General features: G+C 71.4%; 22 protein-coding genes and 3 pseudogenes. 10 read left to right on the top strand and 15 right to left on the bottom strand.

Annotated features, from left to right (window positions below; translation table 11 throughout):
* Window positions 1-19: 19 nt before the first annotated feature.
* Together ACZ5VQ_RS38185 and ACZ5VQ_RS38190 are read right to left on the bottom strand one after the other, a co-directional pair.
* A complete protein-coding gene (locus ACZ5VQ_RS38185; protein WP_469108988.1) occupies window positions 20-442 on the bottom strand; it encodes an NUDIX hydrolase in 423 nt (140 codons plus the stop codon).
* Between the two features lie 61 nt (window positions 443-503).
* Window positions 504-701: a hypothetical protein gene (locus ACZ5VQ_RS38190; protein WP_469108989.1), complete on the bottom strand. Its 198-nt coding sequence runs from the start codon at window positions 699-701 to the stop codon at window positions 504-506.
* 271 nt (window positions 702-972) lie between these two features.
* Between ACZ5VQ_RS38190 and ACZ5VQ_RS38195 the strand changes: the two genes are divergently transcribed.
* Window positions 973-1395 (top strand): hypothetical protein, encoded by a 423-nt coding sequence (locus ACZ5VQ_RS38195; RefSeq protein WP_469108990.1) that lies wholly within the window; start codon window positions 973-975, stop codon window positions 1393-1395.
* A gap of 9 nt (window positions 1396-1404) precedes the next feature.
* On the opposite strand, the gene ACZ5VQ_RS38200 is transcribed toward ACZ5VQ_RS38195, so the two are convergent.
* The 4 genes from ACZ5VQ_RS38200 to ACZ5VQ_RS38215 all read right to left on the bottom strand — a co-directional run bounded on the left by ACZ5VQ_RS38200 (window position 1405) and on the right by ACZ5VQ_RS38215 (window position 6805).
* Window positions 1405-3132, bottom strand: coding sequence for a DUF2264 domain-containing protein (locus ACZ5VQ_RS38200; protein ID WP_469108991.1), 1728 nt, complete (start codon window positions 3130-3132; stop codon window positions 1405-1407).
* Between the two features lie 84 nt (window positions 3133-3216).
* Entirely contained in the window at window positions 3217-4290 is a 1074-nt protein-coding gene (locus ACZ5VQ_RS38205; RefSeq protein WP_469108992.1) for a rhamnogalacturonan acetylesterase, read from the bottom strand.
* An 18-nt stretch (window positions 4291-4308) separates the two neighbouring features.
* Window positions 4309-5721, bottom strand: coding sequence for an RICIN domain-containing protein (locus ACZ5VQ_RS38210; RefSeq protein WP_469108993.1), 1413 nt, complete (start codon window positions 5719-5721; stop codon window positions 4309-4311).
* Window position 5722: 1 nt separating this feature from the next.
* Entirely contained in the window at window positions 5723-6805 is a 1083-nt protein-coding gene (locus tag ACZ5VQ_RS38215; protein WP_469108994.1) for a glycoside hydrolase family 43 protein, read from the bottom strand.
* Window positions 6806-7047: 242 nt separating this feature from the next.
* Here ACZ5VQ_RS38215 and ACZ5VQ_RS38220 point away from each other — a divergent pair, with 242 nt between their 5' ends.
* Window positions 7048-9240, top strand: coding sequence for an autotransporter (locus ACZ5VQ_RS38220; RefSeq protein WP_469108995.1), 2193 nt, complete (start codon window positions 7048-7050; stop codon window positions 9238-9240).
* A gap of 84 nt (window positions 9241-9324) precedes the next feature.
* Here ACZ5VQ_RS38220 and ACZ5VQ_RS38225 read toward each other — a convergent pair whose 3' ends face one another.
* Window positions 9325-10452 carry an aminoglycoside phosphotransferase gene (locus ACZ5VQ_RS38225; RefSeq protein ID WP_469108996.1) on the bottom strand — a complete coding sequence of 376 codons (1128 nt, stop codon included), beginning with the start codon at window positions 10450-10452 and terminating at the stop codon, window positions 9325-9327.
* 206 nt (window positions 10453-10658) lie between these two features.
* On the opposite strand from ACZ5VQ_RS38225, the gene thrS reads away from it, so the two are divergent.
* Complete coding sequence (gene thrS / locus ACZ5VQ_RS38230) at window positions 10659-11954, top strand: threonine--tRNA ligase (protein ID WP_469108997.1); 1296 nt, start codon at window positions 10659-10661, stop codon at window positions 11952-11954.
* 24 nt (window positions 11955-11978) lie between these two features.
* On the opposite strand, the gene ACZ5VQ_RS38235 is transcribed toward thrS, so the two are convergent.
* Window positions 11979-13073, bottom strand: coding sequence for a sensor histidine kinase (locus ACZ5VQ_RS38235; RefSeq protein WP_469108998.1), 1095 nt, complete (start codon window positions 13071-13073; stop codon window positions 11979-11981).
* Between the two features lie 10 nt (window positions 13074-13083).
* Window positions 13084-13779: a response regulator transcription factor gene (locus ACZ5VQ_RS38240; RefSeq protein ID WP_469108999.1), complete on the bottom strand. Its 696-nt coding sequence runs from the start codon at window positions 13777-13779 to the stop codon at window positions 13084-13086.
* Between the two features lie 164 nt (window positions 13780-13943).
* Between ACZ5VQ_RS38240 and ACZ5VQ_RS38245 the strand changes: the two genes are divergently transcribed.
* Window positions 13944-15071, top strand: coding sequence for an endonuclease/exonuclease/phosphatase family protein (locus ACZ5VQ_RS38245; RefSeq protein ID WP_469109000.1), 1128 nt, complete (start codon window positions 13944-13946; stop codon window positions 15069-15071).
* Window positions 15072-15102: 31 nt separating this feature from the next.
* Here the strand turns inward: ACZ5VQ_RS38245 and ACZ5VQ_RS38250 are convergent.
* Window positions 15103-15492 (bottom strand): annotated as a pseudogene (locus ACZ5VQ_RS38250) (serine hydrolase); the annotation flags it as partial.
* A gap of 15 nt (window positions 15493-15507) precedes the next feature.
* Here ACZ5VQ_RS38250 and ACZ5VQ_RS38255 point away from each other — a divergent pair.
* Window positions 15508-16221, top strand: a complete 714-nt coding sequence (locus ACZ5VQ_RS38255) for a hypothetical protein (protein ID WP_469109001.1) — start codon at window positions 15508-15510, stop codon at window positions 16219-16221.
* A 91-nt stretch (window positions 16222-16312) separates the two neighbouring features.
* The gene (locus ACZ5VQ_RS38260; RefSeq protein WP_469109002.1) at window positions 16313-16990 is read left to right on the top strand and encodes a ThuA domain-containing protein; all 678 of its coding nucleotides are present in this window, start codon (window positions 16313-16315) and stop codon (window positions 16988-16990) included.
* 25 nt (window positions 16991-17015) lie between these two features.
* On the opposite strand, the gene ACZ5VQ_RS38265 is transcribed toward ACZ5VQ_RS38260, so the two are convergent.
* A complete protein-coding gene (locus ACZ5VQ_RS38265; protein ID WP_469109003.1) occupies window positions 17016-18602 on the bottom strand; it encodes a carboxylesterase/lipase family protein in 1587 nt (528 codons plus the stop codon).
* Window positions 18603-18993: 391 nt separating this feature from the next.
* On the opposite strand from ACZ5VQ_RS38265, the gene ACZ5VQ_RS38270 reads away from it, so the two are divergent.
* Window positions 18994-20088 (top strand): LacI family DNA-binding transcriptional regulator, encoded by a 1095-nt coding sequence (locus ACZ5VQ_RS38270; protein WP_469109004.1) that lies wholly within the window; start codon window positions 18994-18996, stop codon window positions 20086-20088.
* On the opposite strand, the gene mmuM is transcribed toward ACZ5VQ_RS38270, so the two are convergent.
* Window positions 20035-21039 (bottom strand): homocysteine S-methyltransferase, encoded by a 1005-nt coding sequence (gene mmuM / locus ACZ5VQ_RS38275; RefSeq protein WP_469109005.1) that lies wholly within the window; start codon window positions 21037-21039, stop codon window positions 20035-20037. The genes ACZ5VQ_RS38270 and mmuM overlap by 54 nt on opposite strands.
* 41 nt (window positions 21040-21080) lie before the next feature.
* Window positions 21081-21218 (bottom strand): annotated as a pseudogene (locus tag ACZ5VQ_RS38280) (dehydrogenase); the annotation flags it as partial.
* Here ACZ5VQ_RS38280 and ACZ5VQ_RS38285 point away from each other — a divergent pair.
* Together ACZ5VQ_RS38285 and ACZ5VQ_RS38290 are read left to right on the top strand one after the other, a co-directional pair.
* Window positions 21216-21710 (top strand): annotated as a pseudogene (locus ACZ5VQ_RS38285) (LysR substrate-binding domain-containing protein); the annotation flags it as partial. The pseudogenes ACZ5VQ_RS38280 and ACZ5VQ_RS38285 sit on opposite strands and share 3 nt — an antisense overlap.
* A gap of 76 nt (window positions 21711-21786) precedes the next feature.
* Window positions 21787-22188: a VOC family protein gene (locus ACZ5VQ_RS38290; RefSeq protein ID WP_469109006.1), complete on the top strand. Its 402-nt coding sequence runs from the start codon at window positions 21787-21789 to the stop codon at window positions 22186-22188.
* A 95-nt stretch (window positions 22189-22283) separates the two neighbouring features.
* On the opposite strand, the gene ACZ5VQ_RS38295 is transcribed toward ACZ5VQ_RS38290, so the two are convergent.
* Together ACZ5VQ_RS38295 and ACZ5VQ_RS38300 are read right to left on the bottom strand one after the other, a co-directional pair.
* Window positions 22284-23018, bottom strand: a complete 735-nt coding sequence (locus ACZ5VQ_RS38295; protein WP_469109007.1) for a helix-turn-helix domain-containing protein — start codon at window positions 23016-23018, stop codon at window positions 22284-22286.
* 10 nt (window positions 23019-23028) lie between these two features.
* A complete protein-coding gene (locus tag ACZ5VQ_RS38300) occupies window positions 23029-23964 on the bottom strand; it encodes an AraC family transcriptional regulator (protein ID WP_469109008.1) in 936 nt (311 codons plus the stop codon).
* A gap of 80 nt (window positions 23965-24044) precedes the next feature.
* On the opposite strand from ACZ5VQ_RS38300, the gene ACZ5VQ_RS38305 reads away from it, so the two are divergent.
* Window positions 24045-24881 (top strand): NAD(P)H-binding protein, encoded by an 837-nt coding sequence (locus tag ACZ5VQ_RS38305; protein ID WP_469109009.1) that lies wholly within the window; start codon window positions 24045-24047, stop codon window positions 24879-24881.
* Window positions 24882-24896: the final 15 nt, after the last annotated feature.

Below are 24896 nucleotides of genomic sequence, written 5' to 3' on the forward strand. Positions count from 1 at the left end.
GGTCAGAAGTCCGTGAGGGTCAGAAGTCCGTGAGGGCCTGTAGGACGATGTCCAGGTTGTACGCGTCGATGTCGACGTTGTGCAACTCGGCGGGACTCAGCCAGACGTACTCCTGATCCGGCTTCTGCAGGGTGATGTGCCAGGAAAGGGGCCTGACCAGGAAGTTCTCCTGCCAGTTCTTGATCTCGCGCCCCTGGTACTCACTCACGAACGACGATTCGCCGACCTTCCGGACGACCTCGCCGAGCAGGCCCGTCTCTTCCTTGAGCTCCCGCAGCACACCGTCCTCGGGACTCTCGCCGGGCTCCAGCTTTCCGCAGGGAACGCCCCACACCAGGGGCAGGAACCGCTCGGTCTCGCTGCGGCGCACCAACAGCACACGGCCTTCGTGCATCACGACGGCGGCCGCCAGTCGCTTGTCGCCGGGGATCTCCATGTCCATGGTTCCTCGGTCCCTCGCCGGTCGGAGTCCACAGGGTTCTATACCCACGAAAACATCAACGCTACCAGGGTCGCCCAAGGGTGTCCGGCCGTTGGGAGCCGGGCCGTACGAGCGCCTGCACCTCGCCGTACGTCGGCGCGGGCCCCTCCACGGACCGGCCCGCCCGGATCAGGGCCGCCGTCTCCACCGTCGCGCCCAGGGCCCTGCGGTAGAGGAGCGAGCCGAAGGTCGCGGCCAGTGCGAGGACGTGGTCGACCATGGCGGTGACGGCTTCCGCCGGTCGCGGTGGTCGGTGGCCGGGGCGTCGTCCCCGGAGGCCGCGGGCGTCGCGGCGGGTGCTTCGGACGTGGCCATACGGCAACGCCAGGGGCGGAACGCTTCGGTACTCGCCGAACAGTCCCGGGGCTCCTGCCCGACGGTCCTGGGGCCGCGAGGCGGAGCCACCCCGTCCGTGCAACCCCTGCCGGGACTCGGGCGTCTCAACCAGCGCCGGGCACCCCTGCGTGCTCAGTACGGGGGAGGACTGCGCGATGGCCGACAAGGGGAAGCACGGTTTCGTCCGGAGCGTGCGGCGGTTCTTCTGGCTGCCCCGGGACATGCCACGCCGTCCGGCTGCGGCGGGGCCTCTGGTGCGGGCTTGGCTGTTCGCGCTGGCCGTGGGTGCCCTCTTCGCGGTGTTCACCCCGGACGACGACGTCCTGACGCCGTCGATCATGACGGTCGTCGTGTGGGTGGCCACGCTCGACGACGTGATCAAGGGTGTGCGGCACCGCTGGCCGGCCTTCCTGACCTCGTGGGTCGCCTGCTGGGGCCTCGCGTGGCTCCTGTCCTCGACGGTGCCGGAGCTCGACGATTCCCACTGGGGCGAGTTCGCCGCCTTCGCTCCGGCGACGGCGGTGTCCGTGGCCGTGTTCGTCGGAATCACCCGGCTGCCGCAGCAGCGACGCCTGTGACCCGCGCGCTCAGGCGCCCGGCCGCGCGGTGCCGACCACGACCGCGCCGTCGTCCAGCCCGGCCCGCACCTCGCGCCCACCGCTCCAGCGGACGTGGATCTCGTCCGTCCCGTCCAGGACGGTCACGGCCACCGACTCCTCCAGCGGGACCGACTCCGGCTCGGCGGTGAGACGGGCGAGGGCGACGAAGACGGTGTCGGCGGCGGCCGTGACACCGGTCAGGCCGTCGGACGCGCTCAACAGGCCATGGACGGGCTGGAGTTCGGCGCGTGCGCCGCCCTCCCCCGCCGCCCATCCCGTGACCCGTACCGCTGTCCCCTCGGGCGCGCCCGACACCCGGAACGCCCGTACCTCCACCGCCCCCTCGGCCAGCACGAGGCTCGTTACGCGGACACCGGAGGTCGTCGTGTGCCGGGAGGCCGCCCAGCCCTCGCCCACACCCAACGGCTCGATGCCGGTGCGGCTCGGGTCGTCCCCGACGATCACGCTGTTGTCGTACGACGGTGAGGGCGTCGTCACCGTCGAGTACGCGAGGCGCGTGTAGTGCGGGTCGTAGCGGACGTCCTCGCTGCCGTGGTTGTGGAGGCGGACCAGGCCGTCCGAACTCGTCGACTGGATAAGCCAGTTGGGCGGGCCGATCGAGTGGGACCCGTCCGCACGGTCCGCAGGTCGGGGCTCCTCGGCCGCCGTCCACACCTCGTGGTCCGGCGGGAGCAGCAGGCCGAGGAAACCCTTGCTCGCCCAGTACGGGGAGGCCGGGCCCGAATAGCCTTGCAGGACGGCCGAGTCGGGGCCGTGCCAGCCGAGGGTCAGCAGGCCGCGGTCGTCGACGGCTCCCCGGTCGAGGAAGTACTTCAGCGCGCCGGACGCCAGCCGCCGTGTCTCCCCCGGCGACAGGGGCGTACGGCCGGTGAGCGCGCCGAGCCAGAGGGGGGCGGTCGTCGCGAAGCGGTACGTCAGTGAGCGGCCCTGGCGCATCGGCGCTCCGTCGCCCCCGAACAGGCGTGCGTAGTCCGCGAGATGAGCCGAGAGGCGGCCTCCGTAGAGGTCCAGCAGCCGCTCGTCGTCGGCCAGCCAGGCGTGCAGCACCGGGTACAGGTGCATGGCCCAGCCGTTGTAGTAGTCGAAGGCGCGCCCGTCGCCGTCGGTGTACCAGCCGTCGCCGACGTACCACTGCTCGATGCGGTCGAGGCCCCGGTCGATCGCGGCACGGGACAGCGTGGTCTCGTACCCGATCTCTTCCAGGAAGCCGCCGACCGTCACCGGGAACAACTCCCAGTTGCAGGGCCAGGGTTCGGCCGTCAGCGCGTCGCCGAGCCAGGCGGCGGCCCGCTGTCGTACGCCGTCGTCGAGGCGGTCCCAGAGGAAGGGCCGGGTGAGGCGGAGGGCGAGGGCGATGGAGGCGGCTTCGACGAGGGGCTGGCTGCGGTCCTCGATGCGCGGCCAGACGCCGGCCGTCCCGGCTGCGAGGCCTTCGGCGTACCGCTCCAGGGCCTTCTCGTCGCGGCGGAAGGCCGCCAGCATCAGCGTACGGGCGTATCCCTCCAGGCCGTCGGAGAGGCGGCCCGACCAGCTCGTGTGCTCCCCGGGCAGGTGGTAGAGGGCGCGGTGCTCGGTGGCGTACGGTTCCACGGCCGCGAGCAGGGAGTCGGCCGCCGCCTCCCAGTGGGCGCGCGTGTAGCCGGTGTGCGGGCTGAGGGTGCGGTCCTCGGGGACTCCGGCGGGGCCTGCGGACATCGGTCGGGCTTCCTGTCTCGCTCGGGTGGAACGGGCGGTACCTGGGACGCCCCGGTTCCGGACGGGACGCCCCAGGAGTCCAGCTCACCTCAACAGGCGCTCCGGCACCAGGTGTTGGGCAAGGAGTTCGTCGCGGACGAGTTGCGCGTACGCCGTCGCGCCGTACGCGGAGGTGTGGGTGTTGTCCCTCTTCTCGTTGTAGAGGTAGAGCGCCTTGGAGCCCTCGACGCCCAGCGACTCGACCAGGGCCTTCGTCCTGGCCGTGAGGTCGATGAGCGGCACGTCGTGGGCGGCGGCGACCGAGCGGGTGACGGCCGGGTGGTCGACACCGAGGCCGTTCACCAGCAGGGCCGTGCCGTTGTTGAGCGTGCCGTCGCTGTTGAACCAGCGGCGGACGATCGGGGTGACCAGAACCGGTCGGCCACCCTTGTCCCGTACGCCCGCGACGAGTGTTTCGAGGTTCGCGCGGTACGTCGCCTCGTCGGTCTGCTTGTCGTTGTGGGCGAGCTGGATGAGAACGAGGTCGCCCTTGCGGATCAGTGGCTGGACGGTCCCGAAGAGCCGCGGGTCGGCGAGGTAGGTGACCGTGCTCTCCCCGGAATCCCCGTAGTTGGCGACCGAGACGCCCTTGCGGAGGTACTGCGGGAGTTGCTGGCCCCAGCCGGAGTAGGGCTCGCCCGGCTGGTCGCAGACCGTGGAGTCGCCGACCAGGAGGATCTGCCGGGTGTGCCGGGCGGCGGCCGGGGTGACGCGGATGTCGGCGAGCGCGGGCGCCGAGCCGCCGACGACCAGGTCGAGACCGGGCGTGCCCTCGGCTCCGGTGGGTTCGCCCTCGGGTGTGCGGACGTTGACGGTGAAGGTGCGGGTCACCGGCTCGCCCGCCGCGGTGGGCGTCTCGGCGAGCAGGGTGCGCCGCGTCTCACCGGTGATGCCGGTGCTCGCCGCGGTGTCACCGCCGAGCCGGACGCGTACGTCGTACGTGCCGGGTGCGACGTCGAAGTGGCATGCCGTCGCGGTGCAGTTCTCCATCCCCGTGCCCACCCCCGTACCCATCCCTGTGCCCATCCCCGTGCCACTGCCGTGCGCCTGGGCCGGGACGGCGGACAGGGCCGTGGCGACGGTCAGCGTGGCCAGCAGGGTGATCGTCGTGCGTCTCAACGCGACTCCTCAATTCCCTCAAGTCCCTCGGGTCCACTGCTGGTTGGTCGCCCCGTTGCACGTGTACGTGATGATCGCGGCGGAGTCGGCGGTGGAAGCGCCGTTCACGTCCAGGCACTCGCCGCTCGCGCGGGACGTGATGGTCACGTAGGAGCCGCTGGTGGTGAGCGACCACTGCTGGTTGGCCGCCGAGGAGCTGCAGTTCTCCTGGGTGACGGTGTTGGCGTTCTCCTGCACGCACAGGGAGCTGCCTCGGACGTTCAGCTGGTAGTAGCCGCTGCCCAGCGACTTGAACCAGTACTTCTGGTTGTTGCCGCCGTTGCAGGTGTACTGCTTGATCTGGGCGCCCGCCCACAGCGACTGGCTGGTCACGTCGGCGCACTTGGAGGAGTTGCGGGCGATCAGCGTGTTGTACGTGGCGCTCGTTCCGGTGACCGTCCCGGCGGTCGTGTCGACGGTGACCTCCGGTGACCAGGACATCGACATCGTGGTCGAACTCGGGAAGGTCAACGGCAGCCACACATAACGGGAGTCGTTGACCGTGCCGCCGAACGCGTTGCCCCAGCGGTCGCCCATGTAGAGGTACGAGGTGCCCGAACTCCCCTGCACGGGAAGGACGTACGCCGTCTGCGAGCCGTAGGTCGTCGAGTCGCCGACGTTGGTCATGGCCGTCCACGGGCCCGCGATCGAGGTCGCCGTGGCGTACTGCTGCTGGTTGGGGTTCCAGCCCGTCGCGCCCGAAGTCAGCATGAAGTAGACGCCGTTGCGCTTGAAGAGCGCCGGGGCCTCGCGGTGGCCGCCGTGCCAGGGGTCCGCGACCAGGCTCGCGATGCCCGTGTAGTCGGCGGTCAGGCGGTAGATCTGGAGGTCGTAGTTCTCGCGGGCCGCCGAGATCATGTAGCCGGCGCCGTCGGTGTCCACGAACACCGTGATGTCACGGGACATGTGCGTGCCGAGCGGCCGGAAGCTGCCCTGCCAGGTGTAGTTGCCGTCGACCGTGTCCGACACGGCGACCGCCGCGCGGGCCTCGCCGTAGTCGACGCCGTTCTCCTTGTGCATCCACATCACGAACTTGCCGGTGGACGCGTTGTACATGACCTTCGGCCGCTCGATGTTCGCGGTCGCCAGCTCCGGGTCGCTCGCCTCGGTGAGGACGTGGTTGCGGAACTCCCAGTTCTTCAGGTCCGTCGAGCGGTAGGCGTCCACGTACCTGAAGGTGTTGTCGGCGTTCCGGTTCTCGCCGAACCAGTAGTAGTACGAGCCGACCTTGATGACCCCGCCGCCGTGCGCGTGCAGGGGGTTGCCGCTGGTGTCGGTGAACTGCGTGCCGTTGGTGACGGTCTGGGGCGCCGCCTGGGCCGGACCGGCGGTGGCGAGTGCGCCGGCCAGCGCCAGACAGAGGGCGAGGAGTACCGCGTACGCACGTCTCATCTCAGACACTCTCCTTCGAGGTGTCGGCCACGGGGATGCCGAAGTCGGGGGTGCCGTCGGGCTTCCAGCCGAGCCGTTGAATGCGGGTGTGCCGGTTGGGGTCGTTCAGCGGGTCGCCGACGATGTCCTTGTACTGGCGGGCGTGGTAGACGAGGACGTCGGTGCGGCCGTCCTCGGCGACGGTGAAGCTGTTGTGGCCCGGGCCGTACTGCTTGGTGGTGTCGTTGCTGGTGAAGACGGGCGTGGGCGACTTGGACCAGTTGGACGGGTCCATGAAGTCGCTGTCCGCGTCTGCGGTCAGCAGGCCCATGCAGTAGTTGAAGTCGGTGGCGCTCGCCGAGTACGACATGAAGACACGGCCGTGGCGCTCGATGACCGACGGGCCCTCGTTGACCTTGTAGCCGATCACCTCCCAGGGCAACTCCGGCGTGGTCAGCCGGACCTGAGGTCCCGTCAGGGTCAGCGGATCCGCCATCTCGGACAGCCAGACCGCGGTGTTGTTGTCCATGCCGGGCTCGTGCTGCGCCCAGGCGAGATAGCGGGTGCCCCGGTGGGTGAAGGTGGTGGCGTCGAGGGAGAAGGTCTCCCACGCCGTCTTCAACTGGCCCTTCTCGACCCACTCCCCACGGAAGGGATCGCGGCTCGCGTTCTCCAGCACCCAGATGCGGATGGCCCAGATGTCGTTCGCGGGCGCGGCGGCGAAGTAGATGTACCACTTGCCGTCGATGTGGTGGATCTCCGGCGCCCAGATGTGCGCTCCCATGTCACCGCTCGCGTGCTTCGTCCAGATCACGGACTCGGCGGCCCCGGTCAGCCCGCGCAGGGTCCGGGAGCGGCGCAGGATGATCCGGTCGTACTCGGGGGCCGTGGCCGTGAAGTAGTAGTGGCCGTCCCGGTGACGGTGGATGTGCGGGTCGGCGCGGTTGCGGACGAGCGGGTTGACGTACCGGCCGCCCGGTCCGGCCCTGTCGGCGGCGGCCTCGGCGACCCCGGGTACGGCCGTGAGAGCGCCCGCGGCCAGGGCGCCCTTCAGGAGGAGTCTGCGGCTGGGGACTTCGGACGGGTCGACGTCATTGCGGCTCATGCGTGTGCCCCTCCACGCTCATGTTCACAATTTCGAACAACATCTGACATTAAGAAACGCCGAAACCGTAAGGGCGCGTTCCGGGGAGGTCAACGGATCGGGAGCGATCCGAGGAGCGAAACTTTTGCGACCGAAGTTTCTGTTATCGGCCCCGGGCCACGTCCGTCTCCACGGACGTGAACAAGAACATCCGCGTACCGGCGGCAGGGACTCACGTACGGGCGTCAGGGATTCATGGACGAGTGGCGGGGATACGCGGACGGGTGGCGGGAGCCGGTGGGGCGCTCGCCGTCGTCGTGGCGACAGCGGTCGTGGCACCGGCCGCGGTGGCGGCGCCGGCCGGGGCGAAGGACGTCACGGCCGCGGTGCTCGCCGACCGGGACGTGACGCTGAGCGGCGACACGGTGGTGACCGTGCCGGCCGGGGAGACCACGTACGACGGGGTGTTCCGTGGCGAGGGCACGCTCACCGTGCGCGGCTCCGGCACCCTGGTCCTCACCAAGGACAGCGACTTCACGCTGCCCGAGTCCCGGCAGCGGCAGCGGGTCGCCACCCAGGGCGGCAACCACCCGTACACCACCGTGAGCAACCCGGACCCGCCCGCGATCACCGTCGAGCGCGGGGCGACCCTCCAGTACGGCACGGGCGGCGGCACGGGTCTCATCGGGCACTTCCCGTACAACACCCCGGGCTACCAGCTGAACCAGCTCAACATCAAGGTCGACGGGACACTGCGGCTCTCCCTCGTACGGACCTTCAACCTCGGCACGATCAGCGGTTCGGGGCTGGTCAGCCAGCCGCGGTTCATGTGGGGCAAGCTCGACATCGCGGGCACGCACCCGTTCACGGGGGTGATCGACAACGGCACCGCGATGGACGCGGGCAAGTCCGAGTACCCGGTGTCCCTGCCGAACGCCCGCGCCATCCTCAACCAGGGCACCTGGACCGTCGACACCCCACTCGGCCAGACCGTGACCCTGCGGCAGAACTTCTACCAGCGGGAGTACGGCAGCGACATCAACGTCCAGTCGCGGCCCGGCAGCAAGGTCGTACTCACCGGCCAGTACAGCTGGTCGAACCAGGGCGGGGACAGCAACCCCTCACTCAGCGACCCGGCGCTCAACTGGCGGCCCGCGACGAAGAACGTCAACAAGCGCGGCACCAACATCAAGGGCGCCAACGTCCAGTGGGGCGACGGGACCACGAACAGGATCTTCATGCCGGGGACGGCCGAGACGGTCTACATCAACCTGCTTGCCGCCAGGTCCCGTTCACTGCTCACCTTCGACTACAACGGGCCCGTGACACTCGGTGCGCCCATCGGCGGCGGCCGGTTCCACGACACGCTGTCCGCGCCCGGTGCCGGGGACGTCGTCATCAAGGGGACCAAGGGCAACGACGTCACCTTCGCCGCCGTGCAGTACTACAACGGCTCCACGACCGTCCAGAAGGGCGCGGTCCTGCGGCTGGGCAGCGGAAAGGCGGGCGGTGACGGCGGGCTCCACACCAAGGGCGACCTCTACAAGGTGGTCGACGACGGCTCGTTGGTGCTGCGCAACACGTCCAAGCCGCTGGTCCTGTCCCGGATCAGCGGCCGCGGGTCCCTCACGCAGTCGGGCGCCGCGACGACCACACTGACGGGCACGGCGGTGACGTACACCGGGACGACGACCGTCACCAAGGGCACGCTCGCGCTCGACGGGACGGGCCTGGCCCGCAGCAGGGCGATCCGTCTCACGGCATCCGGCGCGCGGTTCGACGTCCGCAAGGCGCCCGGCTCGGTGCTGAACCTGACCACCTCCCTGTCCGGCAAGGGCACGGTCGTCGGCTCCGTGACGAGTACGGGCAAGGTCTCGGGCGGGGTGACGGTGACCGGGGACTACACGCAGCGCTCGGGCGGTCAACTCGTCGTAGGGGGCGAGGCGTTGAAGGTCGGGGGCAAGGTCGCGCTGGCGGGGAAGCTGGACGCACGCTCGGTCGCTTCCTCGAAGGCGAAGGCGAATGCGGAGGCGGAGGCAAAGGGCGGCGCGAAGACGAAGACGGAGACCGAGACGGACACGGAGACGGAGACGGTCACGCTCATCGATCACGCGGGCAAGGCGAAGACGACCGGCACGTTCACCGGGCTCAAGGAAGGCGCCACGGTCGAGGTGGGCAAGGCCAAGTACCGGATCAGCTACCGGGGCGGTGACGGCAACGACGTCGTCCTGACCGCCGCCACCGAGAGCCCGGCCGCGACCGCCCGCGCCGCCGCAGCCGCGGAGTCGGCCGCGACGAAGGCCGCGCGTACGCAGAACGCTGCCGACGAGAGTTCCATACCGCGTGCCTGGTGGCTGGTCGCCGCCGCGCTGGGGCTGCTGGCCACGCTGATGATCCCGGTGACCAGGCGTCGGCGGGGGCGCGGGAGGGGCGGGCGGCACGCGTCGGCGCGGTGATCCGCGCGGTGACGGGACACCCGGGGACACCCGCCTCCCCTCAGTTCGTGAGGTCGGTTCGTGAGGCTCGGCGGGCGACCGTGTTCAGCGGGGGAAACCCAGGTCGTCCGCGAGCCGCCGCGCCTCGTCCGCCCAGTCCGCCAGGAACGCCAGCACCACACCGCGTTCCCGGTAGCGGCGCTCGGCCTCGACGGTGCGGTCGCCGCCGTAGTCGAGCTGTCGCTCGTCGCTCGCGCGGGACAGCATCAGGGCGGTCAGCCAGTCGTACTTGACGGCGGAGGCGCACACACCCAGGCGGACCAGGCGCTCGTCGCCCTGCCAGCCGCCCGCGCGCAGGCCGCGTACGTAGGCCTCGTACACGGCGGTCGCCAGCTCGGGGAGCCGGGCGGCGGGCAGGAACAGGTCGAAGATCGTGTCGGGGATGTAGTTGCCGATGTCCTCGCCCAGCGCGCCGTCACCGGCGAACGCCCAGTCGAGCAGGACGCTCTCGCCGTGGTGCGAGACGAGGTTGGCGGGCCACTGGTCGAGGTGGCTGAAGACCCGGGGCAGCGATTCCATGGTCCGCAGGAACCACTCGCGTTCGTGATGCAGCCGCACCATCCGCTCGCGCAGCCCGTGGGGGAAGTGGTCGCGTACGAGCGGCTGTTGCCATGCGGTGTCGTCGTCGAGCAGCTCCCGGCCAACTGTCTGGACCGAGGTGTAGTCCCGCAGGAAACCGCGGCTGAGCCAGGGCCGGTCGAGGACCACGCCGTCCGCCAGCGCCCCGCCGTGGGCCGCGCCCAGCCGCTCGGCGTGCCGGGCATGGCGCACGACCGGCCATGCCGTGGCGGGTTCGCCGTCGCGCACGTCCTCCAGCCACAACGCCACGTCTCCGTCCGGCCGTTCGACGGACGCGAGCAGTTCGGGCGCGGTGATGCCCCACGGCTGCCAGACCCGGGCGACCCCCTCCTCGTACACATGGGCCTCGCGCCGCCAGAAGTTCCAGTGGCGCGGGTCCTCCGAGGCCGCCCAGGTCTCGGTGGTGTCCTTGGCGCGGGTCAGCACCTTGAGGACGGCGGAGCGCCCGTCTGCGGTAACGCGCCAGACGCCAGCCGTGACGCCGTTCCTGGGGTTGTGCGTGAGAGGCGTGAACTCGGCGCGCCCGGGCGGGAGTTGGAAGACCTTGCGGACCTCGTCGACGAGCTGCGGGGTGAGAGGTGCGGCAGCACTCATGCAGTGATCCTAAAAGGCCGTGCGCACTCCCCCGGCCCCTTGCTACCGTCCCTGTCATGAAGCGCGCCCATATGACGACGACGCCGGAGAGTGTCCCGGCGCGCTGACTCATGAGCCAGTCCGAAGCCCCGGGGCGAGTGCCCCGGGGCTTCGGCGTACCCGGTCACTCGCCCGGACACCTTCCCGTCCGCGAGGAGACCGCCACCATGAACGACAACAACATCGACCACAACAGCGACAGCAACAGCAACACCGACGACAGCCACGAGCGCGGCGACCGTCACGACCATCGCAGGCTCGGCCGTGAGCTGGACCTGTTCGACACCGATCCGCTGATCGGCGCGGGGCTGCCGTACTGGCTGCCCGACGGCGCGACCGTACGGCACACCCTGGAGGAGTACATCCGCGGCGAGGAGCGGCGGGCCGGCTACCGGCACGTCTACTCGCCGGTGCTCGGCAAGCGGGAGCTGTACGAGATCTCGGGGCACTGGTCGCACTACAGCGAGGACATGTTCCCGCCGATGGACCTGGGCTCGGAGCAGGTCGTGCTGCGCCCGAGCCTGTGTCCCCACCACGCGGTGATCTACCGCTCCCGCTCCCACAGCTACCGTGAACTCCCCCTCAGAATGGCGGAGTTGGGCGGCATGTACCGCTCCGAGCTGTCCGGTGTACTGGGCGGTCTCACCCGCGTACGCGCGATCCAGCTCAACGACGCGCACATCTTCTGCACCCTGGACCAGGTGGCCGACGAGGCGGGGGCGGCGCTGGAGATGATCCGCCGGGCGTACGAGGCGCTCGGGATCGACCCGGTCCGGTACCGGCTGTCCCTGCCCGGCCCCGGCGGCAAGTACGTCGCCGCGCCCGAGCTGTGGCGGCGGTCCACCGCGCTGCTGACCGAGGTCCTGGACCGCTCGGGGCTGCCGTACGAGGCGGCCGAGGGCGAGGCCGCGTTCTACGGTCCGAAGATCGACGTCCAGGTCGCCGACGGCGCGGGCCGTGAGTCCACCCTGTCCACCGTGCAGGTCGACTTCCACCAACCCGAGCGGTTCGGCCTGCACTACATCGGCGCGGACGGCGCCAAGCACCGGCCGGTCATGGTCCACCGGAGCATCATCGGCAGCGTGGAGCGTGCCGTGGCGCACCTCGTCGAGCAGCACGGCGGTGCCTTTCCGCCCTGGCTCGCCCCGACCCAGCTGGTGATCCTGCCGATCTCGGACGCGGAGCTCCCGAACGCCGTCTCCCTCGCCCGGCGCTGCGCCGAACGGGGTCTGCGGGCCGAGATCGCCGGCCCGGAGAGCGGCAGCCTGGGCGCCCGCATCCGGGGGTCCCGTCTGGTCCCGTACCAGGCGGTGATCGGCGCGAAGGAGGCCGTGGACGACCGGGTGGCACTGCGGCTGCGCGACGGACGCCGCCTCGAACCGCGACCGGCCGAGGAGGTCGTCGACCGGGTCGCCTCACTGACCGGGGCCCACAGCACCGAGCTGTGGGACGGCTCGGCCTGACCGCGGCCCGCAGTCCGTTGCAGGTCAGGTCGCCCCGGAGGCCGCGGCGGGTAGTTCCACCGTGATGTGGAGCCCGCCGTCGGAGCGCGGGGTGAGGGTGAGTGTTCCGTCGTGTGCCTGGGTGATGGTCTTGACGATTGCCAGGCCGAGTCCGATGCCGGCGTGGTCCGTGTGTACGCGTTCGGTGCCGCGCTGGAATCGTTCGGTGAGTGTCGAGGCCCGTTGTGGGGTGAGCTTCTCGCCGGTGTTCTCGACCGTGAGGACCACCGTGTCGGGGCGTGCGCTGGTGTCGACCCGCACGGTGCCCTGTTCGGGCAGGTTGTGGACGATCGCGTTGTGCACGAGGTTCGTGGTCAGCTGCAGCAGGAGCGCGTGCGATCCGAGAGTGGGGGCGATGTCGCCGGAGGTTTCGACGGTGACGCCACGCTTCTCGGCGAGGGGGAGGAGCGTTTCGGTGGCTTCCTCCGCCAGAAGGGACAGGTCGACGTGTTCCCGGGTGAAGGACCGCTGGTCGGCGTGGCTGAGCAGGAGCAGTGCTTCGGTGAGGTCGATCGCCCGGGTGTTGACGGCGTGGAGGCGGTCGATGACCTCGTCGGAGTCCCGGTACGGATCTGCGCGTGCCACGTCGAGAAGTGCCTTCGAGACCGCCAGCGGGGTGCGCAGCTCGTGAGAGGCGTTGGCCGCGAATCTCTGCTGCTCGGCGACGTGCGCTTCGAGCCGGGCGAGCATCGCGTCGAAGGCGTCGGCGAGTTCACGGAACTCGTCCTTGCGGCCCGGCAGCCGGATCCGGTGGGAGAGCGATCCGTTCGTGGCGGTGCGCGTGGCGTCCGTGATGCGGGTCAGCGGGGCGAGCATGCGGCCGGCGAGGATCCACCCTCCGACGAGGCCGAACACCAGCAGGAACGCCAGTACGGCGGCCGCCCTCGGAGCGAAAACGCCGAGAAGAACGGACCGGATGGGGAAAACACCGTTCGTGAGTGTTTCATCGTCGGCGGTGTTGAGCATCGCGCGATCGGGGACGTAACGCAGGAGGAACACCCACACCGCCGCGAGCAGCAGGACGCCGGCGATCATGAGGAATCCGGCGTAGCTGAGGGTGAGTTTGAGGCGAACGCTCATACCAGGCCGCCTATCCACGGCCCCCTCCCCCGTGTCCGGCCTCCGGTTGCGTGTCGATGCGGTAGCCGACGCCGGGCAGGGTGGCGATGATCCAGGGTTCGCCGAGGCGTTTGCGCAGTGCCGAGACGGTGATGCGCACGGCGTTGGTGAACGGGTCGGCGTTCTCGTCCCACGCGCGTTCCAGGAGTTCTTCGGCGCTGACGGCACCGCCCTCGGCGGCGACGAGGACTTCGAGCACGGCGAACTGCTTCCGGGTGAGCGCGACGTAGCGGTCGTCGCGGTAGACCTCCCTGCGGAACGGGTCCAGACGCAGACCCGCGATCTCCCGCACGGGCGGCCTGTTGTGGGCGCGTCTGCGGTCGAGCGCTCTGAGCCTGAGCGCGAGTTCGCGGAGTTCGAAAGGTTTCGTGAGGTAGTCGTCGGCGCCGAGTTCGAACCCGGAGGCCTTGTCGTCGAGCCGGTCGGCGGCGGTGAGCATGAGGATCGGCATGCCGCTGCCGGAGGCGACGATGCGCTTGGCGATCTCGTCGCCGGAGGGGCCCGGGATGTCACGGTCGAGGACGGCGATGTCGTAGGTGTTGATGCCCAGCAGTTCCAGAGCGGTGTCGCCGTCGCCCGCGAGATCGGCGGCGATCGCTTCCAGGCGCAGCCCATCGCGGATGGCTTCTGCCAGAAAGGGCTCGTCCTCGACGATCAGCACACGCATACGCTCGATGCTACGAGCCGACGCATATCGTCGACATATCGAAAACGGCATACGTGCCGGCAACACGACGTTCCCTTGACTGGGGGCATGTCCCGCAGCGAAGCACCACGAACAGGAACCGGCCGTGGCCGGCTTCGGCCCCGTCGACCGGGAGCCTCCACGCGATGACGACCACCCCCCAGCAGGACGCTCAGGAAACCGTGGCCGCCGACACACGGGACACCGCGGAGGCCGGACAGGGCGGCGACGGCCGCCGGGACAGCGGCTCCGGTGCCTGGCGCGCGGGCATCCGCCGGGCGATCCGCGTCGCCTCCCGGCCGGAGCCCTGGAAGCGCGGCCCGGTGCTCGCGGCCCTGGCGCTGCTCCTCGGCCTGCTCATGCTGCTGCACACGCGGATCCCGGACGGCCTGAAGAACCTCGGCAGCCTGGTGGAGACCTTCCTGCCGTGGTTCGGTCTGTTCGTCCCGGTGCTGCTGGCCGGGGCGCTGTGGCGCCGCTCCGCCTCCGCGGTGGTCGCGCTGCTGCTGCCGGTCACGGTGTGGCTCAGCCTCTTCGGCGGGCTGCTCGGCGACAAGTCCCACCCGGGCGGCGACCTCACCGTGGTCAGCCACAACGTCGGCGCCGACAACCCCGACCCGGCAGGCACCGCCCGCGACCTGGCCTCCTCCGGGGCGGACGTGCTGGCTCTCGAGGAGCTGACCGAGCAGGACCGGGGCACGTACGAGAAGGAGCTGGCGAAGGCGTATCCGTACCACACGGTGAAGGGCACGGTCGGGCTGTGGAGCAGGCTGCCGCTGTCGGACACCCGGACGGTCGACGTCGCGATGCTGGGCATGGCCGGGCCGCTGGCGGAGCACCTGTCGGCCGAGGAGAAGGCGGCCACGCCCCGGGCGCTGCGCACCACGGTGGCCACGGACCACGGGCCGCTGGCGGTGTACGTGGCCCACCTGGGCTCCGTACGCGTCAATCCCAGGGCGGGCCTGTCGACGAGTCAGCGGGACGACGGCGCGCGGGAGCTCGCCGAGGCCGTCGCGGCCGAGGACAACGAGCGGGTGGTGCTGCTCGGCGATCTGAACGGCACGACCGACGACCGCGCGTTCACCGGCCTCACCTCGCAGCTGAGCTCGGCCCAGGAGACGGCCGGGGACGGCTTCGGCTTCAGCTGGCCGGCGGGGTTCCCGGTCGTACGGATCGACCAGATCCTGGTCCGCGGCGTGGAGCCGCAGAGCTCGTGGGTACTGCCGGACACCGGCAGCGACCATCTGCCGGTGGCGGCCAGGATCAGCTGGTGAACACCGCGTACAGGCAGGCAGGCAGGCGCTGTCAGCGCTCGCAGAACTCGGTCTCGACGGCCGCGTCCTCCAGTCGCTGCTCGCCCCGGTCGCCGTTGCGGTTCATGGTCATGACGCGCGGGCCGTCCGCCGAGGCGAGCGTCCGGGTCGCTGAGCCGGGGATCATGCCGCCGTGGCCCCACACCCAGCGGCCCTCCTTGAACTTGAAGTGCCGTATGCCGAGGCCGTAGCGGTCCTGCGGGCCGCCGTGTCCCTTGTCGCCGTCGACGTGGACCGCGTCGAGCAGTTGCCGCTGCTGACCGGGCGGCAGCAGCTCACCTGCCAGCAGCTTGGACAGAAAGGTGTTCACGTCCCTGACGGTCGAGATCATCCAATGGGTCCTGCCCGGCGGAGAAGGCGCACCGGAGGGGAACACCCGTGCGGCAGGATGGCACCCATGATCCGTGTCGTGCGTGCCGTGCGTGTCCTGCCGCTGCTGCTCCTGCCCCTGTTGCTCGTTTCCTGCGGTACGGAGGAGGCGGGGGCCGGGGCGGGCACGGGCACGGCAGGTGCCGACAAGGGGAAGGGCAGTACGGACAAGGGCACGGGCAGTTCTGCCGCCCCCGCCACCCCCGCCGATCCCGCCGAACTCGCCGCCCGTGCCCGGGCCTTGGGGATCGCCCCGGAACTCGTCTATGTCACCGAGGCCCCTGGGTTCGCCGTGGCCCAGCAGTCGGTGGGGGTGTTCGGGGGCGAAGGGTTCCATACCGCGTACTTCTCCCAGAAGACCCACTCCCAGTTCGAACTCTTCGTGGACCGGGGCACGTTGACCGCGGAGAACTGCCCGAAGACCCAAGTGGGGCAGGGGTCGGGCGAGTCGGTCGCCTGTGAGCGCGACGGGGACGCCTGGTACCGGAAGGCCGGTGGCCAACACGAGTACGCCGTGCCGCGCGACGGCCATGTGATCCGGCTCGTCGGCGACGCGAACAGGCTGGACCGCGCCGTCCTGCGCAGGGCCGCGGAGGCGACACACCACCCGGACGCCGCCGAACTGACCGCCCTCCTGCCGCCGGCCCCCGACGGCGGCGCCGCCACCGAGCCGGTCGAGCGCGGGGATCTGCCGCCGGTCGGCGACGGTGCGCCCAACAACGAGGTGGGCGCGTCGGGTTGAGCGACCGGCCCGCCGGACCGAAAATTTCGGACCCCCGCCTGTGCCGTCGACCCTCCGATCCCCGCGACAGCGCGCCATAGAGTCGGATCCCATGGCAGCCCAGCGCCCAGAACCCCGTGTCCTCGTCCACACCCGCACCACGGACTACCGCCACGAGTCGATACCCGACGGCACAGCGGCCGTACGGTCGCTCGGGGCCACGCACGGCTTCACCGTCCACGCGACCGAGGCCCCAGACTTCTTCGACGCCCCCGTCGGCCCCTACGCGGCCGTCGTCTTCCTCTCCACCAGCGGCGACATCCTGACACCGGCCGGCCGGGAGCACCTCGCCGCGTACGTCGAGGCGGGCGGCGGCTTCGTCGGCGTGCACGCGGCGGCCTGTACGGAGTACGACTGGCCCTACTACGGCGAGTTGCTCGGCGCCAGGTTCGCGCGCCACCCCGACCACCAGCCGGGCAAGGCGGTGGTGGAGGACCGGGACCACCCCGCCACCCGGCATCTGCCCGCCGTCTGGGAGTTCACCGACGAGTGGTACGACTTCCGCACGAACCCGCGCGACGCGGTGCGCGTGCTCGTCTCCGCCGACGAGTCCTCGTACGACGGAGGCGGCATGGGGGACGACCATCCGCTCGTGTGGTGCCGCGAACAGGGCGCGGGCCGGGTCTTCTACACCGCCCTCGGCCACGCCTCGGAGGCGTACGAGGACCCGGACTTCCGACAGCACCTGCTCGGCGGAATCGGCTGGGCGGGGCGAATCCGCGGCCTGTGACGGACGGACGACGCTCCCACCGTGGTCACCCCCGTCGCACACCTCCCGGCCTCCGAAGGCGCCGCACGACCGACAACGGCACCGCACCCGGCTTCGGCGTCTTCTGTGTCTTCTGTGTCTTCTGATCGGCAGGGTCGACCGCGGCCTTCGAGGCAGCGAACTCGGCTTCCCACAGGGCGAGTTCGCGATCCCGAGGTCCGTGCACGATCGCGGGTTCGCCCGCGCCGAAGACCCGTACCGGATGCATGGCGTCCCACTGCGGCCATCCCGGATCCCCCTCGCCGGCGAACCGTACCCACGCCGAGTGCATCTCGTCGGCGAGAGACTGCGGGGCTCCGGGTCCCGCGAGCTTCGCGGACTCGGGCACGTCGGCCGTGTCGAAGACGAAGCCGAGCTCCAGGGCGTGGCAGGCGCCGAGGCCGGGGACGTTGGAGGGCCAGGCGAACTCGTAGACGTACGAGGGTGCCGGGTGGGCGTCCGCCAGGCGGTGCAGCGGCACGCGGAGCAGATGGTCGGTGACCAGCTGGCCGACCAGGTCGGCGGTGCTCGCGTCGGGGTGGGCCAGCCGGTAACCGCGCGGGACCTCGGGGCCGCAGCGGCAGCGGGCCATCGCGCCGGCCAGGGCGACCGGGCCCAGCCGGTCGATGCGTTCCAGGAGGCCGGTGGGCGCGAGCCACAGCCGGTACTCCTCGCTGGTCCAGCCCAGCAGCAGGTCGACGTCCCGGGCCGCGTCTCCGTCGAGCAGCGCCTCCAGCGGGTCGCGCGGGACGAGGTCTCCGTCGACGACGATGCCGAACGCGGGGCCACCGAGGACCGGGCTGGCACGGCGGCCGACCTCGGCCTGCGCCTCGGCCAGGGCGGCCCGGTCGACGGCGGCGAACGCCTCGGCGGTCGCGGGGATCTTCAGCCGCGTGGCCATCCGCCGCACCAGACGCCGCACCTTGTCCCGTTCCGTCACCTCGGGCGGGCCGCTCTGCAGCGCGGCCCGCCGGAACAGCCCTTGGGCACGCGGGCTCGCCAGAAGCGCCCCGATGCTGATCGCGCCGGCGGACTCGCCGAAGACCGTCACCCGGTCCGGATCACCGCCGAACCCGGCGATCGCGTCCCGCACCCACTCCAGCGCGGCGAGTTGGTCGCGCAGGCCCGGGTTGGCGGGGGCGTCCGGGAAGAGGCCGTAACCCTCCACGCCCAGACGGTAGTTGAGGGAGACGAACACCAGCCCGTCGCGGGCGAAAGCCCGGCCGTCGTACACCGGTACCGCCGACGAGCCGCGGGTCAGCGCCCCGCCGTGGATCCACACCATGACGGGCAGGCGGGCGCCGGGGCCCGGCTCGGGTGTCCACACGTTCAGGTTGAGGATGTCGTCGCCCGGCACGACCGGGTCGGAGAGCAGCTTCGCGAAGGCCTCGGAGTACGGCGGCTTGGGCGGCGTCGGCCCGAACGCGCCCGCGTCGCGCACGCCGTCCCACGGCTCGGGCGGAACGGGCGGCCGGAAGCGGCGGGGGCCGAGGGGAGGGGCGGCGTAGGGGATGCCTCGGAACACGGCGAGGCCGTTCTCGTAACGGCCTCGGACGGCACCGTAGGGGGTGCTGACCACGGGACCCTCGGCCATTCGACCATCTCCTCACCTGAGCGGGAACCACAGGGCCTGCCCCCTCAGCGCATCACACAACACCTGTGTCACGCAGCCCCAGAGCGGCCCCTAGGGCTGCCGAGGACAGCCCACGGGAGTCCAAGGGCGGTCCCGGGCCAGTCCCAGGGCGGCCCCAGACGCTTACTGAGAAGGGCGAAATCCGGCGCGCGGCGGCCCGTCCGGCAGGGCAGGGCGGCACGGCCGACCCGCCCAGGACCTGCGTGTTCGACATTTCGAAAGTTTCGGCTCCGCGAAATTCCGTTGAATACCGGCTCTTCCACGGCGTGTCACCGCGGCCTTACTGTAGGAAGCGCTTTCTACCCGAAACTTTCGACGGCCCTCGGGACGGGGCCTGGAGAGGTGGGCTTCCATGGTGCGTACCGGAAGCGTGGCCGGGCCGACCCTCGCGGTCGTCGCACGCGAGGCGGGCGTGTCCGTGCCGACGGCCTCCAAGGTCGTCAACGGCCGTGAGGACGTGGCGCCGGAGACCCGCCGCCGGGTGACGGAGGCGCTCGACCGGCTCGGCTATGTCCGCAGACCCCGGTTCGACGCGGTGAAGTCGCCCGGCCTGGTCGACCTCGTCGTCCACTCGCTGGAGAACTCCTGGTCGGGCTCGATCCTGCACGGCGTGGAGGAGGCGGCGCACGACGCGGGGCTTGAGGTGGTCGTCTCGGCGGGACTGACCCGGACCCGGGGCGGCCGGCCGGAGCGCGGCTGGCTGGACAAGCTGTCCACGCGCGGCTCCTCGGGGGTGCTGTTCAACCTCTCCGAACTGACCGCGTCGCAGTACGCCTGGCTGGACCAGCACCGCATCCCGTTCGTGCTGATCGACCCGGTGCTGGAACCGCCGTCCGGGGTCGTCTCGGTGGGCGCGGCCAACTGGCACGGCGGGGTGACCGCCACCGAGCATCTGCTCTCCCTCGGCCACGAACGCATAGCCGTCATCGCCGGCTACCGCCGCAAGATGTGCAGCACCGCGCGCGTCGCCGGCTACCGTTCGGCGCTCGCGGCGGCCGGACTGCGCCACCGCCCGGAGTACCTGCGCCACGGCAACTTCGACGAGAGCGCCGCGCACCGGCGGATGCTGGAGCTCCTCGATCTGCCGGAACCGCCCACGGCCGTCTTCGTCTGCTCGGACCGCATGGCCCTCGGTGCGTACCGCGCGCTCGCCGAGCGGGGTCTCTCCGTCCCGGACGACGTCAGCGTGGTGGGCTTCGACGATCTGCCCGAGGCTCACTGGGCCTCCCCGGCCCTGACGACCGTCCGCCAGCCGCTCGCCGAGATGGCGGCGACGGCGATGCGCCTGCTGGTGCGGATGATGGCGGGCGAGCAGCCGGAGGGAACGCGTACGGAGTTGTCCACGCGGCTGGTGGTACGGGCGAGCACGGCACACCGACGGCCCGCCCCGCCCTCACGCGGAGTCGAGCGGGTCGGGCGAATCGAACGAGTTGGGCGAATCGAGTGAGCCGAGTGGGGCAAGTGCTTCCGCGATCCCCGTGATCGCCGTCGGCCCGACCCGGCAGCACCCGCCGATCAGCCGGGCTCCGGCCCGCTCCCAGCCGCCGACCTGTTCGGGGGTGAAGGTGGAGCGGCCGGTCCAGGCGCGTGCCTCGGCGTCCCAGGTCTCGCCGCTGTTCGGGTAGACCACGACCGGCTTGCCGGTGACGCGTGCGGCGGCCTCCACCGCGGCGTCCACGTCGTCGGGGGCGCAGCAGTTGACGCCGACCGCGATCACCTCGTCGGCGTCGGCGGCGAGCGCGAAGGCCTCCTCCAGCGGCTGCCCGGCCCGGGTCCGGCCCCCGGCGACGCTGTACGACAGCCACGCAGGTACGCCGAGCCCGCGCACCGCCCGCAGCAGTGCCCGTGCCTCGTCGGCGTCGGGCACGGTCTCAAGGGCCAGGACGTCGGGCCCCGCCTCGGCCAGCACCTCAAGGCGGGGCCGGTGGAACGCCTCCAGTTCGGCGACGCTCAGCCCGTATCTGCCCCGGTACTCCGAACCGTCCGCGAGCATCGCCCCGTACGGGCCCACCGACGCCGCCACCCACAACGGCTCGCGCACGCCCTTCGCCCCGGCCCGCCGGGCCGCCTCGCGGGCGAGTTCGACACTGAGTCCGAGCAGTTCGGCCGCGCGCCCGCGGGAGATGCCGCGCCGCGCGAAGCCCTCGAAGGTCGCCTGGTAGCTGGAGGTGATCGCCACGTTCGCGCCCGCCTCGAAATACGCCAGATGCGCCTCGGTGATCGCCTCGGGCCGCTCGGCGAGCAGCCGCGCCGACCACAGCTCGTCACCGAGGTCGTGTCCCGCCGATTCGAGCTGGTTGGACATACCGCCGTCGAGGACGACGGTGCCGGTGACGAGCGCCTCGGCGAGGGTGCGCGGGGCGGCCGGTGAGGAGTCGCTGGTGGTGTCGCTGGTCATGTCACGACGCTAGCGGTAGGTCGGGTTCACCAGAGCCGGGGTCACCAGGGGATGACGCCGTCGTCCTCGAAGAACGAACCGGTCGGGCCGCCGTCGGGCAGTGTGGCGAGCCGGATCGCCGTGGCCGCGCCCTGCTCAGGGGTACGGGGTCCCTGGAAGCCGGTGAAGTCGGTCGCGACCAGGATGCCGCCGAGATCGAGGTGCTGCTGTGCGGCATCTGCGAGCAGTGAGGGCTGCTGGGCGACGGCCGCGCCGATGTGGCGCTCATGCACGCGCCGTTCAACTCCCTCGCCGGGTTCGACAGCGAGGAACTGCTGGCCGAGAGCCAGATCGCCATCCTGCCCGCCTGGCACCCCCTCGCCGCGCGCAAGACCTTGTCCCTGGCGGACACCACCGACGTCCCCGGCCTCCCGTTCGCCCGCTGGCCCAGCGACGGCGCTTACCCGCCGGGCCCGGGCCCCGAGGTCCACGACCTGACGCAACTGGCCCAGTTGATCGCCCTCGGCCGCACGGTGGCCGCCTTCCCGGAATCCGCCCGCGCCTGGCTCTGGGCCGAGCACACCGCCGTCCCCCTCACCGACGCACCCGCGGTCGTCACCCACATCGCCTGGCCCGCCCACAGCCGCTCCCTGGCCCTCGCCGGCCTGGTCCGCACGGCGACACGGCTATGACCGTCGCGACGCCGCCGCCCCGCCCCTGTCCGATTCGTTCAAGACCGCCGTCCGCCGCTCTCCCTACGGTGGTCCCATGACTCCACGATTCGACCTCATCGGCCTCGTCGTCTCCGACATGGCCGCCTCCCTGACCTTCTACCGCCGCCTGGGACTCGAATTCCCCGAGGGCTCCGAGAAGCAGCCGCACGTCGAGGCGGACCTGCCCGGCGGACTGCGCTTCGCCCTGGACACGGAGGACACGATCCGCTCCTTCCACCCCGGCTGGCAGCCGCCGACGGGCGAGGGAAGGGTCGGCCTGGCCTTCGCCTGCGACACCCCGGCGGACGTCGACACCACATACGAGGAGCTGGTGGCAGCCGGCTACCCGTCCGAACTCAAGCCCTGGAACGCCGACTGGGGCATGCGCTACGCGGTCGTACGCGACCCGGACGGCAACGGCGTGGACCTGTTCGCACCGCTGAGCAGCGCCCCATAAGGGGCGCGGGGCTGTGACATGTGCGGCTCCGCCGCGGGGCGCGACCAGCCCCCACCGGACCCGCACCCACCCACCACGCCCCACTCCCCCCAACCTCAGCGCCGCAGCAACTCCCCCAACGGCGCCCCCGCCAACTCCCGTACGTCACGCGCCAGGTGAGCCTGATCGGCGAACCCGGCCCGCACGGCGGTGTCCGCCAGAGGCACCCCGTCCCGCGCCAGCCCCAGTGCCCGCTGCAGGCGCAGAATCCTGGCCAGCGTCTTCGGCCCATAGCCGAAGACGCCCCGCGCCCGCCGGTGCAGCTGCCGCTCGCTCCACCCCACCGCGTCCGCGACCGAGGCGACCGAACGTCCCGCGGACAGCCCCGCCACAGCGCCCCGCACCCACGGATCGGGCGGATCGACGTCGCCCGCCCGTGCAACGGCCAGGGCCTCCAGCGCGGCGGCGGGATCGGCCGCCGCGTCCACCCGCTCGGTCAGCCGCCGGACGGCCCCCGCGCTCCACAGATCCGCGAGGTCGACGCGCCGGTCGCGCAGTTCGTGCGCCGGGACGCCGAGATAGGCGGGCGCCGTCCCGGGGAAGAACCGGACGCCCGCGAACCGGGTGCCGCCGGCCGCTTCGCTCACGTACGCGCGGGTGTCGGGCCCGGCGACGAAGAGCCGCCCCTCGGTCCACAACAGGTCCATGCAGCCGTCGGGCAGCACCGGCGCCCGGTCGCCCGGCACGGCGGTGCGGGTCCAGACGAACGCGCCCGGGAGCCGCGACGCCCGCTCCCGGTACGGGTCCGGCGCCACGGCCACGTACGACTCGTCCACGTACGACTCGTCCACGGGCAAAAGGCTACGCCGCCCGCGTCCGGTGTTCCTGGGGGCTGACCCCGTAGACCCGTTTGAAGGCGCTGGACAGGGCGAAGGCGCTGCCGTAGCCGACCTGGCGGGCGATCGCCTCCAGGGTGTCCTCGGTGCCGCGCAGCCGGTCGGCGGCGAGGGCGAGGCGCCAGCCGGTCAGGTACGTCATCGGAGGTTCGCCCACGAGTTCGCTGAAGCGGCGGGCGAGCGCGGCCCGCGAGACGCCCGCCTTCGCGGCGAGGGAGGCGACCGTCCAGGGGTGCGCCGGGTCGTCCTGGAGGAGCCGCAGGACCCGGCCCACGACGGGGTCGGCCAGCGCCTGGTACCAGGCGGGCGCCTCGGCCTCGGGGCGGGAGAACCAGGCCCGCAGCGCGGCGATGACCAGCAGGTCGAGCAACCGGTCGAGGACGACCTCCTGGCCGGGCTCGTCCCGCACGATCTCTTCCATGATCAGCGGCGTGAGCGGGCACTCCCACACGTCGGAGGGCAGGGTCAGCAGCGCCGGCAGCGCGTCCAGCAGCCGCGCGCTGACCTCGCCGTGCATCGGATACGTCCCGATCAGCATCACCATCGAGCCGTCGATCCGCGCGCCCCAGGTGCGGACGCCCAGGTCCATCCGGCCCTTCAGCGAACGGCCGTCCGGGTACGTGCACACCTGGTTCGGCAGGATCACCGCCTGGGGCACGGTAGAGGGGTCATCCGCGCAGGTGTACGGGTCGGGGCCGCGCGCGATGGCGAGGTCGCCGGCCCGCAACCGCACCCGTTCCCCCTCCTCGGGCATGATCCAGGCATGCCCGCGCACCAGGAGCATGACGGTGAGTGGGGCACGGTCCTCGATGCGCAGGGACCAGGGCGGCTCGAAACACGCTCGGATCATGAAGGCGCCACGCGCGCGTGGACCTTCCAGAAGGCCTGCGAGTGCGTCCATGACCTCAGAGTAGACGCGCCCTTATGGGAACGAGAGCTTCAGCGATGTTCCCTTTCCGTGCGAGGCCGTTGACTGGGCTCATGACGGAAAACACGCGGAACGAGACGGTGTTGGTGACGGGGGCCTCGGGCAAGACGGGGCGTCAGGTGGCGCAGTCCGCGAAGGCCGCCGGGTTCGAGGTACGGGCCGCTTCGCGCAGCAGCGAGGTGCGCTTCGACTGGTACGACTCCTCGACGTGGGCCGAGGCGCTGCGCGGCGCGGACGCCGCGTATCTGGCGTACACGCCGGACATCGGCGCCCCGGGTGCCGCGGAGAACATCGCCGCCCTCGCGCGGCAGGCCCAGGAGCTCGGTGTGCGTCGTCTGGTGATGCTGTCGGCGCGCGGCGAGCGGCAGGCGGAGCCGGCCGAGCGGGCGCTGCGCGAGTCGGGTGCCGGGTGGACGGTCGTGCAGGCCGACTGGTTCTTCCAGAACTTCAGCGAAGGTCTGCTGCTGGAGGGCGTGCAGAGTGGTGAGTTCGTGTTCCCCGCCGGTGAGGTGAAGGTGCCGTTCATCGACACACGGGACCTCGCGGACGTGGTCGTGAAGGCGCTGACGGACTCCTCGTACACGGGCCGGACCCTGGAGGTCACGGGGGCGCGGCTGCTCTCGTTCCGGGAGGCCATGGCGGAGATCACCGCCGCGGCGGGCCGGGAGATCCGTTACGTGCCGGTGTCGACGAAGGAGTACGGGGCGATCCTGGCCGGGTTCGGGCTGCCGCCCGAGGAGGTCGCGTTCATGGAGGAGGTCTTCGACGGGCTGCTCGACGGCGGCAACGCCCGGACCACTGAGACCGTCCGGCAGGTTCTGGGGCGCGCGCCGCGCGATTTCACGGACTTCGCGCGGGAGCTCGCGGCGACCGGCGTGTGGAAGGGCTGACGGCCACCGGCGTAC

This window comes from Streptomyces sp. NPDC033178 (assembly GCF_055577685.1).

Coding starts and splice junctions, on each gene's coding strand:
- ACZ5VQ_RS38215 (WP_469108994.1), bottom strand. CDS start 6,805: ATGAGCCGCAATGACGTCGACCCGTCCGAAGTCCCCAGCCGCAGACTC.
- ACZ5VQ_RS38265 (WP_469109003.1), bottom strand. CDS start 18,602: ATGGCCGAGGGTCCCGTGGTCAGCACCCCCTACGGTGCCGTCCGAGGC.
- ACZ5VQ_RS38225 (WP_469108996.1), bottom strand. CDS start 10,452: ATGAGTGCTGCCGCACCTCTCACCCCGCAGCTCGTCGACGAGGTCCGC.
- ACZ5VQ_RS38195 (WP_469108990.1), top strand. CDS start 973: ATGGCCGACAAGGGGAAGCACGGTTTCGTCCGGAGCGTGCGGCGGTTC.
- mmuM (WP_469109005.1), bottom strand. CDS start 21,039: ATGACCAGCGACACCACCAGCGACTCCTCACCGGCCGCCCCGCGCACC.
- ACZ5VQ_RS38260 (WP_469109002.1), top strand. CDS start 16,313: ATGGCAGCCCAGCGCCCAGAACCCCGTGTCCTCGTCCACACCCGCACC.
- ACZ5VQ_RS38305 (WP_469109009.1), top strand. CDS start 24,045: ATGACGGAAAACACGCGGAACGAGACGGTGTTGGTGACGGGGGCCTCG.
- ACZ5VQ_RS38240 (WP_469108999.1), bottom strand. CDS start 13,779: ATGCGTGTGCTGATCGTCGAGGACGAGCCCTTTCTGGCAGAAGCCATC.
- ACZ5VQ_RS38300 (WP_469109008.1), bottom strand. CDS start 23,964: ATGGACGCACTCGCAGGCCTTCTGGAAGGTCCACGCGCGCGTGGCGCC.
- ACZ5VQ_RS38200 (WP_469108991.1), bottom strand. CDS start 3,132: ATGTCCGCAGGCCCCGCCGGAGTCCCCGAGGACCGCACCCTCAGCCCG.
- thrS (WP_469108997.1), top strand. CDS start 10,659: ATGAACGACAACAACATCGACCACAACAGCGACAGCAACAGCAACACC.
- ACZ5VQ_RS38245 (WP_469109000.1), top strand. CDS start 13,944: ATGACGACCACCCCCCAGCAGGACGCTCAGGAAACCGTGGCCGCCGAC.
- ACZ5VQ_RS38270 (WP_469109004.1), top strand. CDS start 18,994: ATGGTGCGTACCGGAAGCGTGGCCGGGCCGACCCTCGCGGTCGTCGCA.
- ACZ5VQ_RS38255 (WP_469109001.1), top strand. CDS start 15,508: ATGATCCGTGTCGTGCGTGCCGTGCGTGTCCTGCCGCTGCTGCTCCTG.
- ACZ5VQ_RS38210 (WP_469108993.1), bottom strand. CDS start 5,721: ATGAGACGTGCGTACGCGGTACTCCTCGCCCTCTGTCTGGCGCTGGCC.
- ACZ5VQ_RS38235 (WP_469108998.1), bottom strand. CDS start 13,073: ATGAGCGTTCGCCTCAAACTCACCCTCAGCTACGCCGGATTCCTCATG.
- ACZ5VQ_RS38190 (WP_469108989.1), bottom strand. CDS start 701: ATGGTCGACCACGTCCTCGCACTGGCCGCGACCTTCGGCTCGCTCCTC.
- ACZ5VQ_RS38185 (WP_469108988.1), bottom strand. CDS start 442: ATGGACATGGAGATCCCCGGCGACAAGCGACTGGCGGCCGCCGTCGTG.
- ACZ5VQ_RS38290 (WP_469109006.1), top strand. CDS start 21,787: ATGACTCCACGATTCGACCTCATCGGCCTCGTCGTCTCCGACATGGCC.